The 15,239-nt window shown below is 60.5% G+C and carries 14 protein-coding genes and 2 pseudogenes; 7 read left to right on the forward strand and 9 right to left on the reverse strand.

Translation table 11 applies throughout. The features are described 5' to 3' along the window. Nucleotides 1–29 precede the first annotated feature (29 nt). From K7B09_RS11850 to K7B09_RS11875, 6 genes are read right to left on the reverse strand one after another with little or no spacing between them, the layout of a single operon-like run. Nucleotides 30–1,403 carry a leucyl aminopeptidase family protein gene (locus tag K7B09_RS11850; RefSeq protein WP_223629673.1) on the reverse strand — a complete coding sequence of 458 codons (1,374 nt, stop codon included), beginning with the start codon at nucleotides 1,401–1,403 and terminating at the stop codon, nucleotides 30–32. Further along, nucleotides 1,400–2,116, reverse strand: a complete 717-nt coding sequence (locus tag K7B09_RS11855) for an HAD family hydrolase (protein ID WP_223629674.1) — start codon at nucleotides 2,114–2,116, stop codon at nucleotides 1,400–1,402. Before K7B09_RS11855 ends, K7B09_RS11850 begins: the two co-directional genes overlap by 4 nt. 33 nt (nucleotides 2,117–2,149) lie before the next feature. Beyond that, nucleotides 2,150–2,458, reverse strand: coding sequence for a hypothetical protein (locus tag K7B09_RS11860; RefSeq protein ID WP_223629675.1), 309 nt, complete (start codon nucleotides 2,456–2,458; stop codon nucleotides 2,150–2,152). Beyond that, nucleotides 2,455–2,898, reverse strand: a complete 444-nt coding sequence (locus K7B09_RS11865; RefSeq protein ID WP_223629676.1) for a phage holin family protein — start codon at nucleotides 2,896–2,898, stop codon at nucleotides 2,455–2,457. The genes K7B09_RS11860 and K7B09_RS11865 overlap by 4 nt, the downstream gene beginning before the upstream one ends. Nucleotides 2,899–2,907: 9 nt before the next feature. Then, entirely contained in the window at nucleotides 2,908–3,264 is a 357-nt protein-coding gene (locus tag K7B09_RS11870) for a hypothetical protein (RefSeq protein ID WP_223629677.1), read from the reverse strand. A 59-nt stretch (nucleotides 3,265–3,323) separates the two neighbouring features. Then, entirely contained in the window at nucleotides 3,324–4,751 is a 1,428-nt protein-coding gene (locus tag K7B09_RS11875) for a Do family serine endopeptidase (protein WP_223629678.1), read from the reverse strand. Between the two features lie 554 nt (nucleotides 4,752–5,305). Between K7B09_RS11875 and K7B09_RS11880 the strand changes: the two genes are divergently transcribed. From K7B09_RS11880 to K7B09_RS11900, 5 genes and pseudogenes are all read left to right on the forward strand, one after another. Then, complete coding sequence (locus tag K7B09_RS11880) at nucleotides 5,306–7,456, forward strand: adenosylcobalamin-dependent ribonucleoside-diphosphate reductase (protein WP_223629679.1); 2,151 nt, start codon at nucleotides 5,306–5,308, stop codon at nucleotides 7,454–7,456. A 128-nt stretch (nucleotides 7,457–7,584) separates the two neighbouring features. After that, nucleotides 7,585–8,088: a hypothetical protein gene (locus tag K7B09_RS11885; protein ID WP_223629680.1), complete on the forward strand. Its 504-nt coding sequence runs from the start codon at nucleotides 7,585–7,587 to the stop codon at nucleotides 8,086–8,088. A 103-nt stretch (nucleotides 8,089–8,191) separates the two neighbouring features. Further along, nucleotides 8,192–8,980, forward strand: a complete 789-nt coding sequence (locus K7B09_RS11890; RefSeq protein WP_223629681.1) for a TSCPD domain-containing protein — start codon at nucleotides 8,192–8,194, stop codon at nucleotides 8,978–8,980. A 430-nt stretch (nucleotides 8,981–9,410) separates the two neighbouring features. Next, complete coding sequence (locus tag K7B09_RS11895) at nucleotides 9,411–10,403, forward strand: CPBP family intramembrane glutamic endopeptidase (RefSeq protein ID WP_223629682.1); 993 nt, start codon at nucleotides 9,411–9,413, stop codon at nucleotides 10,401–10,403. A gap of 283 nt (nucleotides 10,404–10,686) precedes the next feature. Continuing rightward, a pseudogene (locus K7B09_RS11900) lies at nucleotides 10,687–10,962 on the forward strand (integrase core domain-containing protein); the annotation flags it as partial. Nucleotides 10,963–10,971: 9 nt separating this feature from the next. Here the strand turns inward: K7B09_RS11900 and K7B09_RS11905 are convergent. After that, nucleotides 10,972–12,071, reverse strand: a protein-coding gene (locus K7B09_RS11905) for an IS3 family transposase (RefSeq protein ID WP_223629683.1) whose coding sequence is annotated in 2 segments (ribosomal slippage) — nucleotides 10,972–11,813 and nucleotides 11,813–12,071 — 1,101 coding nt in all. Because the reading frame shifts where the segments join, the coding sequence is not laid out codon by codon here. Between the two features lie 81 nt (nucleotides 12,072–12,152). On the opposite strand from K7B09_RS11905, the gene K7B09_RS11910 reads away from it, so the two are divergent. Both K7B09_RS11910 and K7B09_RS11915 read left to right on the forward strand, forming a co-directional pair. Beyond that, nucleotides 12,153–12,413, forward strand: coding sequence for a YciI family protein (locus K7B09_RS11910; RefSeq protein ID WP_223629684.1), 261 nt, complete (start codon nucleotides 12,153–12,155; stop codon nucleotides 12,411–12,413). Between the two features lie 120 nt (nucleotides 12,414–12,533). Next, complete coding sequence (locus tag K7B09_RS11915; RefSeq protein WP_223629685.1) at nucleotides 12,534–12,836, forward strand: hypothetical protein; 303 nt, start codon at nucleotides 12,534–12,536, stop codon at nucleotides 12,834–12,836. Nucleotides 12,837–13,017: 181 nt separating this feature from the next. Here the strand turns inward: K7B09_RS11915 and K7B09_RS13270 are convergent. Together K7B09_RS13270 and K7B09_RS11925 are read right to left on the reverse strand one after the other, a co-directional pair. Continuing rightward, nucleotides 13,018–13,197, reverse strand: a pseudogene (locus tag K7B09_RS13270) (GrpB family protein); the annotation flags it as partial. Between the two features lie 34 nt (nucleotides 13,198–13,231). Next, a protein-coding gene (locus K7B09_RS11925; RefSeq protein ID WP_425507864.1) for an IS3 family transposase occupies nucleotides 13,232–14,364 on the reverse strand; the annotation gives its coding sequence in 2 pieces (ribosomal slippage) (nucleotides 13,232–14,109 and nucleotides 14,109–14,364; 1,134 coding nt in all). Nucleotides 14,365–15,239 lie beyond the last annotated feature (875 nt).

Here is a 15,239-nt window from a genome sequence, read left to right on the forward strand (position 1 = left end):
CCTTGGAGCGAAGCTTGCACTGCTCTGCTCTACAGGCAGTGTGCTTGCAGCATCGCGAATGCTGCACGCAGGCCCAACGCTTCGCCGCCTGCGGGGCGGCCGGGGCGATCGCTGTCGTTCCACGCATACACATCCAAATGTGCCCAGCGCGTGCCCTCGCTGACAAAGCGTTCCAGATACAAGGCGGCGGTCACGCTGCCGGCCATGCTGGAGTTGCTGGCATTGGCTAGATCAGCAATGCCGCTGGTGAGATAGCGCAAGTAAGGGCGCCACAGCGGCATCCGCCACAACGGATCACGGGTTTGCATGCCGGCGTTGAGCCATGCATTGGCCAGGGCATCGTCGTTGGCATACAGCGCAGGCAGGTCAGGGCCTAATGCAATACGTGCGGCACCGGTAAGTGTGGCGAAATCCAGCAACAGCGCCGGATTTAATTCACACGCGCGTGTCAGCGCATCGCACAGCACCAGCCGGCCTTCGGCATCGGTGTTGTCGATTTCCACGCTCACGTTTTGCCGTGTGGTGATGATGTCGCCGGGGCGGAATGCATTCGGCCCGACTGCATTTTCCACGGCAGCAATCAGCAAGGTGATGCGCAGTGGCAGTTTGCGCGCCATCACCAGTTCGGCCAGTGCCAGTGCATGCGCGGCACCGCCCATGTCTTTTTTCATGTTGCGCATGCCGGCAGCGGCTTTCAGATCCAGCCCGCCGGTGTCAAAGCAAACGCCCTTGCCGCAGAGCACGATATGCGGATGCGCGGCATCGCCCCAGCGGAGTTCGATCAGGCGCGGTGCGCGATGCGAGGCGCGGCCTACTGCATGAATGGTCGGATAGTTGTGCGTCAACAAGTCCTCGCCCGCGATGACGGTGATGCAGGCCGCATGCGCAGTTGCCACGGTGCGCGCTATGGCTTCCAGTTCATCCGGGCCCATGTGTTCGGTGGGGGTGTTGACTAGGTCACGCACCCGCAGGCAGGCCGCCAATATGTCCAGGGTTTCGCTGTCGAAACCGGGCAACGCCAGCTGTGGCGTGGTCCGAGTGGACGCCTTGTAGCGATCAAAACGGTAACAGCCCAAGCCCCAGCCCAGTTGCAGCGCGTTGCGTGCAGCGGGATCGAGCGGGGTGACTGCGTGCCAAATACCGGCTGGCAGCGCGCGCGGCGCATGCGCGTAGGCATACGGATCCAGCGCATCTTCAATCCCGAGGACCGCACCGGCCAGTTGCCCATTGGCATCCGCCCAAGTGTGCGCACTGCCGCTGCTGCCATCAAAACGATGACTCGCAAGCCACGCTTGCACATGTGCAGGCTGCGCTGCCAGCCATTCGGCATGGTCGGATTTGCCGATCAGGTGGAGTGGCAATGCGGCGGTGGTGTCATGGGTATAGGCAGAGGGCAAGGTCATGGCAGATTCCCGGAAGACGCGCCGGACTCCAGCCAAGCGGCCAGCGCAGTGAGTGTGGTGACATGCACATCGGGTGGAGCCAGATCGTTCGGCCAATGGTGGTCGCCGCGATCGATCCAGCACGTGTGCAGGCCAGCGTTGGCGGCACCTTGCACATCCATGTGTGGATGATCGCCCACGTGCAAGACGTTATCCGGGGCGACGCCCAACCGGCGGCAGGCTTCCTGGAAAAATCCGCTGTCGGGTTTAGGCGCGCCATATTCGCGAGCCCCCAGTTGGAAGCGAAATAAACTGGCAATGCCGATCACCGCCAAATCGGCATTGCCATTGGTCAATGCGGCGATCGGCCGTTGTGCGGCGATACGTTGCAGGCCGGGCATCGCGTCGGGGTAGAAGTCCACCCGGTTGCGTTCGTGAAAAAAAATCGCATAGGCGGCGCTGGCCAATGCCGGGTCATCGCCACTTTCGTGCAATGCGCGTTCGATGCTGAGCCGCCGCAACAGGCCCAGATCATGCGCATGCTCGGGGAATTCCGTGAACACCCGTTCGCGCAGTGCACGCATTTCCGAAATAGGAAAACGTTCAGCGGTGCGCGGGCTGTGTTCGGTAAACCATGCGTGCAGTGTGTTCTCGATGCGTTCGCCGATGGGAGCGAACGGCCACAGGGTGTCGTCGAGATCGAAGGTGATGGCGCGGATGGAGGAATTCACCATCCTATTGTAGGCCTGCATCCGGTGCAGGACGCACTATCGCGCAGGGGGGGAGTTCTCAGTGGTGGCACCACTGACCGCATCCAGTTGCACCTGCACATCTGCGAATAATTGCGAAACGCTGCGCAGCATTGTCAAGACACCAGCGCTTCCAGCCCATTGCAGCGGGCGTGCGCGACCCACTACAAACCCCAGTGCCAGGCCCGCCACAATCACCCGCCCAGGACTGAGGTTGGCATGCCAACACGCAGCCAGTTGCCGAGCCTGACTTGATGTCTCGGCAACGCGCGCCTGCAGCGCCTGCTCGGCTTGCTGCACCCGCGCCTGCTGTGCCTTCAGGCTCATGTGCCCTCCTTGAAGGTGATCAAGCCCCATTTGGCCAATTGCCGACGGCTGGCCGCCAACTCGGCGCACCTGAAATAGCGCACTGCCAACCATCCCGCAGCCGCACTTCCCGCAAAGCTAAGCGCTGCCGCCAGCAGCAAGGCCAGCAGCCAGGACAAGCCCGCCAGTTGCAATAGCGCCACCAGCGTTGCCATCAACAACAACCAGCACGAGCCACCCAACGCTAATGCGACGCCGATCAGGATCAGCGCACGCAGGCTGGCGGTGCCGGCCAAGGCCAAATCGGCGTGCAACAATGTCGCCATTGCCTTGCCGGTTTCCAATACAGACTGCGCTGCACTGCGCGCTTGTTGACCCAGCGCCTGCACAGCCTCCACCGCGGCATCGGCAGCAGCGGGCTCGGTTGGGTCTGTTGGCGTGGCGTGTTCGTCGCCGATCATGCCGGCCGCTTATTTATCGCTGCGGCCGAGCTTGGAAATAATCCAGCCCGCCGCAAACGCCACACCAAATGCCGCCAATGGGCGTTCACGGATCAATTCGGCGGCGCTGTCGAGCAGGTCGCGGCCTTTGTCCATCAGCGCGTTGACTTGCTCGCCGGTGGCACCGCCCAGATGTTCAGCGGCACCCAAGCCGGCCACGGCACCGTCTGCCAGTTCGGATTTCACTTGCGCCTTGCCCACGCGCAACTCGTCACCGGCCGCACCCGCCGCACTTTTGATTGCGCCACTTGCCGCGCTGACGGCCTGCTTCAAATGCGCACCGGCATCGCCCAGATTGCTCTTGACCGCTTCGGTATGTTCGCTCATCTGCCGCGTCCTCTTTCTGTGGGTAAGATCAAGTGTCGCACCGTTTGTGGATGTCTGCGTCATCGCATCTGCAATTGCCCGCTGACATTGCCGCGCAGCACGCGCAGCACCAGCTGCGTCGGGGGTTTGGCCAGACTGGCGCGGAAGCTGGAGAGGTCGCTGAAATCACCGCTGCTGGCGGCCAGCACCACATCGCCGCGCTGCAGGCCGTTTTGGGCGGCGCGGCTGCCGCGCGTGACCTCGTCCACCACCACCCCAGCCAGGCCTTGCCGGCGCAGCGATTCGGGTAAATCGGCAAAACTGGCCCCACCCAGGCGCGCATCCAGCTGGGCGCCGGCCAGTGCCTTGGGCGCTTCGCGCAGACCGCTGCGCAGTTGCAGCGGCTTGCCTTCGCGGCGTACATCCAGCACCACCGTGGCATCGGCTGCTTGCAGGCCCTGGAAATTGCGCAAGGCCTCGGCGTTGTCGATGGGTTGGCCATTGGCGGCCACCACCACATCGCCCACCTTCAAACCCGCGCTGCCGGCAGCGGAGCCGGGATAGACGCGGGTGACGATGGCGCCACGCGCTTCCAGCAAGCCCAGCCCCTTCGCCAGCCGTGCATCCACGTCCTGGGTGTCGATGCCCAAGGTGCCGCGCCGTACCACGCCACCGGCCAACAATTGGTCCTTGACCCGGGTGGCCAGGTTGGCGGGGATCGCAAAGCCCAGCCCGATATTGCCGGCCATCGAACCCTGCCGGTTGTAGCTGGCGGTATTGATCCCCACCAGCTCGCCGTTGAGGTTGACCAAGGCGCCACCGGAATTACCGGGATTGATGCTGGCATCGGTCTGGATGAAGTTCTGGAAGCCGGCGCCGGGCAGATTATTGCGGCCTACCGCCGACACAATGCCTGAGGTGACGGTCTGGCCAAACCCGAACGGGTTGCCGATCGCGACCACGAAATCACCGGTCTGCAACAGGTCGCTGTTAGCTACCGGGATCGCCGTCAGATGTTGCGCCGGGATCCGCATCAGTGCCACGTCGGTATCCGGATCGGAGCCTACGAACTCGGCCTTCAACGTGCGACCATCGGCCAACATCACCGACACCTCATCGGCATCTTCGACCACGTGATTATTGGTCAACACCAGTCCGCGCTGGGCATCAATGATCACCCCGGAGCCCAGCGACTGCGCAATGCGTTCTTCGGGGATGCCAAACATGCGGCGAAACATCGGGTCATCGCCAAACGGCGTGTTTACCCGCACCCGTTGCTTGGTGTTGACGCTGACCACGGCGGGCAGCACTTTTTTCAGCATGGGTGCCAGCGACGGCATCGGCGTGCTGGCCACCGCCACCGGCAAGGTGCCGCCCACGGGGGCTGGTGCGGGGGGCGGCGTGGCGCGCGCCGGCTGTTCCAGCATCAGGTTCAGCGAAGTGGCGGCAAACCCGCCAAATGCGGCAGCAGCGGTCAGGGCAAGCAAGGTCTTGGTCGCGGTTTTCATGGCAGCCATACAGTAGTACGCAACGCTGTTCAGTTTCAGCAAAGCATCTGCAATCGTGGCTGAAGCCATGCGCAGTGACCGAGTCAGGATTCTGAAGTTTTGCAGCGCAGCAAGTCTGGCGCGTATTCAGATTTCTCCCATTGCTCGGCCAGCAATCACCAAACCCGCGCCACAGTGAGATGTTAGCGGCTCGCGCAAATTTGCAAGCCGGGTTTCAAAAATTTTGACGTTGACTTGGTCCCGCACGGTGGTATGGTCTTAGCGGTCAGGCCACTAGATCTTGTGGTTTGCCGTCTCGGCAAGACCCAATCCTAGTGGCGAGACTCGTGGCGAGGCTGATAGCGCAGGGGGGCGCTGCCGGCCAAGACGGTCGACGTCAATGGGGAACGCGCGTGACTTTGCGGCAACTGGCGGCAACGCCAAGACAATGATGAATTCATCGGCTGCGTGCAGTTGCAGCCGGCAGTGTCGCCACCGATCCAGATCGGTGGTGGGACAAAACAACGGGCTCGCCTTCAGTGCGGGTCTATACAAGGACAGGAGAGTTCAAAGGCATGAGCACGGCGAGGTTGGAAGTGGTGGCCGCGGACGCAAATCAGGACATTCCGATGCAACCGGCATCAATGGACATCTGGGATAAAAAATACCGCCTGAAGACCAAGCAGGGCGTGCCGCTGGATGTCGATATCGACGCCACCTACCAGCGCGTGGCCAAGGCCTTGGCGCTGGCCGAGCCCACCGTCGAGCTGCAGCAGTACTGGCAGGAGCGCTTCACCTGGGCGCTGCGCCGTGGTGCGATTCCGGCCGGCCGCATCACCTCCAACGCCGGTGCGCAGGAGCACAAGCCGGCCACCTCGACCATCAATTGCACCGTCTCCGGCACCATTGAAGATTCGATGGACGGCATCCTCGACAAAGTGCACGAAGCCGGCCTGACCTTGAAAGCCGGTTGCGGGATTGGCTATGAGTTTTCCACGCTGCGCCCGAAGGGTGCGTTCGTGGCCGGTGCGGGCGCGTATACCTCCGGCCCGATGTCGTTCATGGATATCTACGACAAGATGTGTTTCACCGTGTCCAGCGCCGGTGGCCGCCGTGGCGCGCAGATGGGCACGTTCGATGTGTCGCATCCGGACGTGAAAGACTTCATCCGCGCCAAGCGCGAAGATGGCCGCCTGCGTCAGTTCAACCTGTCCTTGTTGATCACCGACGGCTTCATGCAGGCGGTGGAAGATGATGCCGACTGGCCGTTGGTATTCCCGGTCAACATCAAGGAACGCGGCGAAATCAATCTGGACGATGCCAGCCAGGTGGTGTGGCGCGATTGGCCCACCCAGCGCAGTTACATCGCACGCGAAGACGGGCTGGTGGCTTGCAAGATTTACGGCCACATCCGCGCCCGCCACCTGTGGGACATGATCATGGTCTCCACGTACGACTACGCCGAGCCGGGCTTCATCCTGATCGACAAGGTCAATCAGATGAACAACAACTGGTGGTGCGAAACCATTCGCGCCACCAATCCCTGCGGCGAGCAGCCGTTGCCGCCGTATGGCGCGTGCTTGCTGGGCTCGGTCAACTTGACCAAGTTTGTGCGCAATGCATTCACCGACCAGGCCACGTTCGACTGGGAGGAATACAAGGAAGTGGTGCGCGTGTTCACCCGCATGCTGGACAACGTGGTCGAGGTCAACGGCCTGCCGCTCAAGCAGCAGCGCGACGAGATCATGCGCAAGCGCCGCCATGGCATGGGTTTTTTGGGCCTGGGCAGCACCATGACCATGCTGCAGATGAAGTACGGCAGCAAGCAGTCCTGCGAATTCACCGAAGCCATCGCCCGCAACATGGCGGTGGCCGGCTGGGAAACCGGCCTTGCACTGGCGAAGGAAAAAGGCCCTGCGCCGATCATGGATGAAGTGTTCGACGTCAGCGCAGAGATGCTGCGCAAGCGTCCGGAAATGGGCAAGGACGGTTGGAAAATCGGCCAGAAAATCGAAGGCCGCGTGCTGCATGCCAAGTACAGTCGCTACATGCAGCAAGTGGCCAGCGTGGCGCCGGACTTGGTGGATGCATTGGCCGAAGTGGGCTGCCGTTTTACCCACCACAGCTCCATCGCGCCCACCGGCACCATCTCGCTGTCACTGGCCAACAACGCCTCCAACGGCATCGAGCCTAGCTTCGCCCACCACTACAGCCGCAATGTGATTCGCGAAGGCAAGAAGTCCAAGGAAAAGGTCGATGTGTTTTCGTTCGAGCTGTTGGCCTATCGCGAACTGATCAATGCCAAGGCGATGCCGTTTGCCGAAGACATCGCCGCCAAGTTGCCGGACTACTTCATCAGCGCCGACGACATCAGCCCCAAAGAGCATGTCGATGTGCAGGCAGCGGCACAAAAGTGGGTGGATTCCTCCATCTCCAAAACCGCCAATGTGCCCACCGATTATCCGTATGAAGACTTCAAGGACATCTACCGTTACGCCTACCAGCAAGGCCTGAAGGGCTGCACCACCTTCCGCTTCAATCCTGCGGCTTTCCAAGGCGTGCTGGTGAAAGAAGCCGACCTTGAAAACACCCTCTACCGCTTCGAGCTGGAGGATGGTCAGGTGGTGGAAGTGAAGGGCAACGAGCAGATTGAATACGACGGCGAGCTGCACACCGCCGCCAATTTGTTCGATGCGCTGAAGGAAGGCTATTACGGGAAGTTTTAACCGCCGCGCCGGCCGCTTCGCACCGCCAGTACACCTGCTGCTTTCACGGGTATAGGATCGCGTTGTTGTACCCAACCACCAACGCCCCATGAGGAGGGCACATGAGCAATGGAGATGGAGTAGCGGCAATGGCGTCGGATGCCGTTGAGACTGTGAAAGAGAAAGTTGCGGAAGTGAGCGATGCAGTGGCCAGCAGTGCCAGTGCCACCGTGGCCAAGGTGAAGAAGGCAGCAAAAACCGCCGAGAAAAAAGTCAAAACCAAAGTAGCCGAAGCGAAAAAGGCTGCCAAGTCCGCAGAAAAGACGGTCAAGACCAGGGTCGCCAAAGCCCGCAAAGCCGTCAAGAAAGCAGTCGCGGCGACGAAAAAGAAGCTGACCACTGCCAGCAAGGATGCAAAGAAGGAAGTCGCCGGCTTGAAGAAAAAAGTGGCCGCCAAAAAAGTGGCCAAGAAGGCTCCGGCGAAGAAAGCTGTTGCGAAAAAAGCACCGGCCAAGAAAGCGCCCGCCAAGACCGCAGTCAAGAAGGTGCCCGCCAAGAAAGTTGCAACAAGCAAGGCGCCAGCCAAGAAAACCGTAAAAAAGGCAGTGAAGAAAGTCGCAAAGAAAGCGGCTGGAAAGACCGCCAGCAAGTAATGCAACGTCATGCGCCCGCCCGGTCACTCCCGGGCGTGGTGCCTGCAATCCCGCCTCGTTACACCGTCAAACCGCTTACAACACAAACTACAGAGTCAAGGTCATGACCGTCAGGATCGACAAAAAAATCAAGAGCTACGCCGTGGTCACCCCGGAAGACAAGGCCAAGCAATCCGCACCGGCCGCACCGGCCGCACCGGTGATTGCCCTTGCCGATGACGCCATCGATAACGTCATCCAGATGCATGAGCGTATCGAACGCCCGGAAGTCCTGATTGGTTCGACCTACAAAATCAAATCGCCGCTGGTGGAACATGCCATGTATGTCACCATCAACGACATCGTGCTCAACGCCGACACCGAGCACGAACACCGCCGCCCGTTCGAAGTGTTCATCAACTGCAAGTCGATGGAGCATTTCCAATGGATCGTGGCGCTGACCCGCATCATGTCCGCGGTATTCCGCAAGGGTGGCGATGTGGCATTCCTGGTCGAAGAAATGAAAGCCGTGTTCGACCCGCGCGGCGGCTATTTCAAAGCCGGCGGGGTGTATATGCCGTCACTGGTGGCTGAGCTTGGCAGCATTGTGGAAGACCATCTGAAATCCATCGGCATGCTGCACGACCCGGAGATGAGCGAGCATCAACGCGCATTGATTGCCGAAAAGCGCCGCGCCTACGAACAGAGCCAAAAAAAAAACACTGACGTCCTGAGTGCCAGTAGCGACATCATCAGCAGCGCCGCCAGTCACCCCGAAGACATCGAAGTCACTGGCGATGGCGCAACCTTCCCGCCCAGCGCCAGCATGTGCCACAAGTGCAGCACCAAGGCGCTGGTGATCATGGATGGCTGTGCAACGTGTTTGAATTGCGGGTACAGCAAATGCGGATAACAGGGCGTTGTGCGGTGTTGATCGCACCGCTGCCGGCAAGCCGTCGTTGTACCGGGATATCCCGATTGCCAGCACCACCACAATTTTGCTGTGCTAATGCGATGCAATGAAGCGGAGTCGGCTTGAGCGAATGGTTGCGCCATCACCCGATGGTAGCGGCAAGCGCAATCCATTTGAGGCAGATCCCCACGCAAGCCATGCCAGCTGGCCCGTAAGCGACGGCAACGAGATAGCCGAGCCGGCTTGGACGATGTTGACGAAGGTCCGAAATAATCAGTAGCGAGGTGGGCAAGCACGGGTGTTTCTTTGGCTAGGCCGGTGCCTAACCATTCGTCCAAGCCGACGCCGCTTCGCGGCGCGGCTTAACTCAGGTGCTAGATCGCGGGATGGGTGCTCGTCGCCGCATTCTCTGCTTTGTCTACCATTTCAGTTGCTTCGTCGCAAAGTGGTCGATGAGTTGCCACCTCTGGCTGCAGGCTGCATCTATGCCGCACTGGAAATTGCCATGCTTTCGAAACATGCTCTGACGGAGCATACCCTCACCACACCTAGAGGTATCGGATGGCACCTACGCATCGCCACCAGAACGCTAGGTTCATTGCTGGTCGGCGGGATAGCCGTCTTGGGAGCGATCTTCATATTTCGACAGGGCCTGCTGCCACTAATCGATACGATGTTCCGGCCTGGGCCCGAATGGTTGAGTGCACTCAGGCGCGCCGGTATTTTCCTCGCGGCAATCGCGGGCTACTGGGCTTATACGCACTGGTATGAGAAGCGAGAATCGAGCGAGTTGGAACTGCACCCTGTTCGCTTGATGCTTGGCGGCACCAGCGGTGCCGCCTTGATCGCGTTTCCGATCACCGTGTTGTTTGCGCTCGGCGCTTACAAACTAGTTCTGTTCCGCGAAGCCTCGCCGGCGCTGTTGGGCGTGGCGGTTCTCATTGGAATAGCGGCCACCTTGGAAGAGTTGATCTACCGCTGTTTGCTCTTTCGGGTGCTGGAACGGGCTTGGGGGACAGTGGCGGCTTTAGCAGTGCAATCGGTGATATTCGCCCTGGCGCACTTGGAAAACATAAAGCATGGCGGGATCTGGGACGTAGCGGCCATGCTTGTGTCGGTGACCATGCTGGGGCTGCTCTGGGCCGGTGTGTTCATACTGACTCGCAACCTGTGGGTGGTGGTCGCCAACCACGCAGCATGGAACTTCACCATTTTGCTCAGTGGCGTGCCGCTTTCCGGCATCAAAGACTGGCGCGCACTAGCGCCGCTAGAAACCCGTTATGCGGGGCCTGACTGGTTGACGGGAGGGATGTTCGGTCCGGAAAGTTCGCTGCTGGTGATCATGTTGATCACTGTTGCAGTAATGTTGTTGTTGCGCATAGCCCGATGGAATGGGGCATTCCTCAAGCCTATGCAATTTTAGGACTCAACATTCGCGTCGCTATCCGAGTTGCTTCGCAAGTACGCAACTGGCTTTTCCATCGAGACAGACGAACCTGGCAATTTCTGCATTGAGCGTTCTGCGCTAACGCCAAAGGCCAAGCCCAAGTTCTTCGGAGCCGTGCAGACAAAGAAGTCCTACGTGAGCTATCACTTAATGCCAATCTACGAGGATCCGGCTCTTCTTGATGGCATAAGTGACGCCCTGCGCAAGAAAATGCAAGGAAAATCGTGCTTCGACTTTACGGCAGACGATCGCGCACCTGCTGATCGAGCCCGGTCGCCCTATGCAGAACGGCTACATCGAGAGCTTCAACGGCAAGTTCCGCGACGAGTGCCTCAACGAGCACTGGTTCACGTCGCTGGCTCAATCCCGCGACGTCATCGCCGAGTGGCGTCGCGACTACAACCAAGTCAGACCGCACAGCAGCTGCGGCCGCATCCCGCCCGCCCAGTTCGCTGCCAACCATCGCACCCAAATCCATCAACCCAAAGTACCCTTTACCCCCGGGCTCTCCCCGACGTCCCCCCGCTTTCAGTAGCGGGGCGATTTAGAGTCCGGGGTGGATGGTAGTGGATGCCAGTTGCTTTGCGTAGGCGCTCGGTGTCAGCCCGCCCAATGCCTGCTTTGGCCGCTCCTCGTTGTATTCCCGGCGCCAGGTTTCGATGACGGTCCGGGCGTGCAGCAGGTGGGTGAACCAGTGTTCGTTGAGGCACTCGTCGCGCAGGCGCCCGTTGAAGGATTCGACGTAGGCGTTCTGGTTCGGCTTGCCGGGTTGGATCAGGCGCAGTTGCACGCCGCGCTCGTACGCCCAGGTGACCATGGCCTTGCCGCAGAACTCCTTGCCGTTGTCGGTGCGGATCACCTGCGGCAGGCCGCGGGCGAGCGCCAGACGGTCGAGCACGCGCGTCACGTTCAGTCCGGAGATCGCGCGCTCGACCTCGATCGCGATGGCCTCGTGGGTGGCGTCGTCGACGATCGTCAGGCACTTGATGACCCGACCTTCGGCGGTGCGGTCGAACACGAAGTCCATCGACCACACCTGATAGGCCGCCAGCGGCCGGATCAGCGGCTGGCGCTCGCCCGGCAACACCTTCTTGCGCTTGCGGCGCCGCACCTGCAACTTCGCCTCCTGGTACAGCCGTTCAACGCGCTTGTAGTTCACGAGCAGCCCCGCTTGCCTGAGTTTGAGGTGGATCATCCCGACGCCGTAGCGCGTGTGCCGCTGCGCCAGCGCCTGGATCCGCGCCCGCAACTCAATTTTGCGGTCCGGACGCGGCGCATAGCGGTAGGCGCTGGCGCTCATGCGCACCACCGCCAGCGATCGCCGCTCGCTCAGCCCCTTGTCCACCAGATGCCGCACCAGCTCGCGTCGAGCCGGTGCGGTCACCACTTTTTTCGCAGGGCGTCCTTGATCACGTCGTTCTCGAACATCTGCTCGGCCAACAGCTTCTTCAGCCGGGTGTTCTCCGCCTCCAGCTCCTTGAGCCGCTTGGCGTCGGGCACGCTCATGCCGCCGAACTTGCTGCGCCACAGGTAGTACGAGGCTTCGCTGAAGCCGTGCCGGCGGCACAGGTCCTTGACCGGCAGGCCGGCCTCGGCCTCACGCAGGAAGCCGATGATCTGTTCTTCGGTAAAACGCTTCTTCACGTCCAATCTCCTTGTCGTTGGGGATTGGACTCCAGATCGCGGCGCTACTCAAAGGTGGGGGGACGTCGCGGGCACCTTCTCATGGCAGCTCTTTCTACCGCTGACGGTTGCAGCCACCGGGCCTTCCTTGCAAAGCATTACGCCGCCGGTACCTTTCTGGCGTCGGGCCCGAAGGAGCCGCGCATGGGTGGCATGATCCTCGCCAGCTGCAAGTCGGTTGAAGATCTGGCTGCAGCCCTAGCGCAAGACCCACTCCACATGTACGAGGTCGCCGAGTATCGTGTAACCCAGTTCCACGTTCGCGCCGCCGGTCCAGGACTGGAGTCACTGGTCGGGGCCTAACAATTCGTTCAAGCCGATGCCACTTCACGTTCGCAATTTTCTTCGGTATGTTGGTTGCTGTTTGTGGCCGTGCAGTGGCACGGCTTAACTCGGGTGTCAGGCGACAACAGAGGCCATCGTGTGATCGCACAAAAAAGCCCAGTACTCTTCCGGCGTGCAGCGTTTGGCTGGGCAGCACTTGCCGCTTGCACGCTCCTGCTCATTCCTCTCACCGCGATGCAATTCACCCAAGAAGTCCGTTGGAGCATCGCGGATTTTGCTGTGATGGGCTTGCTTATTTTTGGCATGTGCTGCGTCTTCATCATTAGCGCCAGGTTGTTGCCGCGCAAGTACTGGGCTGTAGCTGCCGTTGTTTGCTCGGCCACATTTCTGCTGGTCTGGGCAGAGCTTGCGGTTGGCGTCTTCACTCGTCTCGGCAGTTGAAATCAAGTAGTGGCCAGCAGTGCGGCTTGTTGCCCGACAATTCGTTCAAGCCCATGCCGCAGCACGGCTTGTCTCAGGTGTTAGGCCCCATGCTGGATTTCCTGAACGTGCTGGGATGCTGGTTGCCGCCTAACACCTGAATTAAGCCGCGCCGCGAAGCGGCATCGGCTTGGACGAATTGTTAGGTTTCACTTGCTTGCGCCAAACCAACTGATTGCAGCACCTGCTGAACGAACTTGGTTTTGGAATGCGTGTAAGCCTCGCGATCATCGCGGTACTTGCCGGCCAAGCTAAGTTTTAGCTGAGCATACTCCTGAGCCAGCCGTGCGTCCGCTCGCAGTGCATCGCGAAATCCCAGCCGAGCTTTGACCTGCCCCCATTAGCCATACCAGCCGTTACTGGGAGAGCCCGGGGGTAAAGGGTACTTTGGGTTGATAGATTTGGGTGCGATGGTTGGCAGCGAACTGGGCGGGCGGGATGCGGCCGCAGCTGCTGTGCGGTCTGACCTCGTTGTAGTCGCGCCGCCACTCGCTGATCACCTCGCGGGCCTGGGCGAGCGATGTGAACCAGTGCTCGTTGAGGCACTCGTCCCGGAACTTGCCGTTGAAGCTCTCAATGTAGCCGTTCTGCATGGGGCGGCCGGGCTCGATCAGCAGGTGCGCGATGCCGTGCTGCTGGGTCCACGCGATGAAGGCGCGACTGGTGAACTCAGGGCCGTTGTCGGTGCGTACGGCGCGCGGATAGCCGCGGAACCGGGCGGCCTGGTCCAGGACACGCGCGACATAGGCGCCGCTGATGCCATGGTCGACGGTGATGTCGACGCACTCGTGGGTGAAGTCATCGGCCACCGTCAGGCTCTTCAAGCGGCGACCGTTGGCCAGCGCGTCGCTGACGAAGTCCATGCTCCAGACTGCATTGGGCGCGGCGGCAGCAGACAGTGCCTGGCGCTCGGCGGGCGGCCTGCGGATCTTCTTGCGACGGCGCACGGCCAAGTTCGCCTCGCGATAGAGGCGGTAGACCTTCTTGTGGTTCACGGTCGGATACTCCGGGCGCAGCAGGTCGTGCAGGCGGCGATAGCCGAACCTGCGGCGCACCTGCGCCAGTTCGATGATCCTGGCCGACAGCGTCTGCGTCGCAGGCACCGGCTCGGGCGGATGGCGGAAGGCGTCGCGGGACAGCCCCGCAAGGCGGCAGGCCCGTCGCTCGCTCACGGCCAAAGCCTCGAGCATGCGACGGACCGCCTCGCGCTTGCGTTGCGGGGCTAGCGTTTTACCCCGAAGCCGATCTTCAGCGCCTCGATGTCCAGGTGCGCCTCGGCCAGCAGCCGCTTCAGCCGGCTGTTCTCCGACTCCAGCTCCTTCAGGCGCTTGGCGTCTTCGGCCTCCATGCCGCCGTACTTCGCACGCCACGCGTAGAAGCTGGCCGGACTGAAGCCATGCTGCCGGCCCAGCTCCGATACCGCCATGCCGGCCTCGGCCTGCTTGATGAACCCGATGATCTGTTCCGTGGTGAATCGACTCTTGCGCATGTCCGTCCTCTCTGGATGACGGACTCTACCTAGCTTCGAGTGGTACGGCTCAGTGGGGGCAGGTCATTTCGACAATGTACTACTATGAATTGCCCCTGCTAGGGGGAGGCGTACGTATTCCTTTACTTTTACAGGCGTAAGGAGGCTTCAATGCGGACTTTCAGGATGTGGCTGTTTGCATTATGCGTTTCATCGCTCAGCGTCATAGCGTCGGCGCAAGGGCAAGAGATGCGAGTCAAGACGGGCTCAGAAACAACATATGTCGCAGGATCTTCGGAAGCTGTAGAGGTCAAACGTTGGTTGATTGAACAAACATTGGCCGGTGACTCTACGCTTGCTCTAGGTGATTTTGATCACATAGGTGCAGTTACGGTTCGCGTAATGAGGAGCGGAGCGACGAAGAACACGCTCACGCCAGTGCCCCCGATTCCATTGCCTGCTTCTGGAACGCCAGGGTCGACAATTGGTATTAGTTCATGCAGTGGTGGAATATCGCAAGAGTGGGTATATATGTGGGTTACACCCAATAACGGATTCGGTAGTTGGGTTCTGCAGTCCTACAACTTCATGCGGGTCAAGACCTGCGCAAGCGGCGTGTAGTAAGTCCTCCTTAGACCCGATTCTTATTGTCGCGGGTCTAAGACCCTATTTCTTGGGAAAGATAGTTTTTCGGCTTTAGGGTGGATTACCGGCCAAGCGAGTTTATTTCCGGTACACTCTTGACCGTTTCTGACCTCTCGATACACTATCACTGCCGCCTAACACCTGAGTTAAGCCGACCCGCAGCGGGGTGGCGACTGGGTGCTAGCGTAGCGGAAAAGCACCCAGGCGGTGCCCCGATGCGGGTTCGGCTTGAACGAATTGTTAGGGCTCAC

Origin of the sequence: Thermomonas beijingensis, from assembly GCF_020034655.1 — a bacterium.
In the GTDB taxonomy this organism is placed as follows: Bacteria; Pseudomonadota; Gammaproteobacteria; order Xanthomonadales; family Xanthomonadaceae; genus Thermomonas; species Thermomonas beijingensis.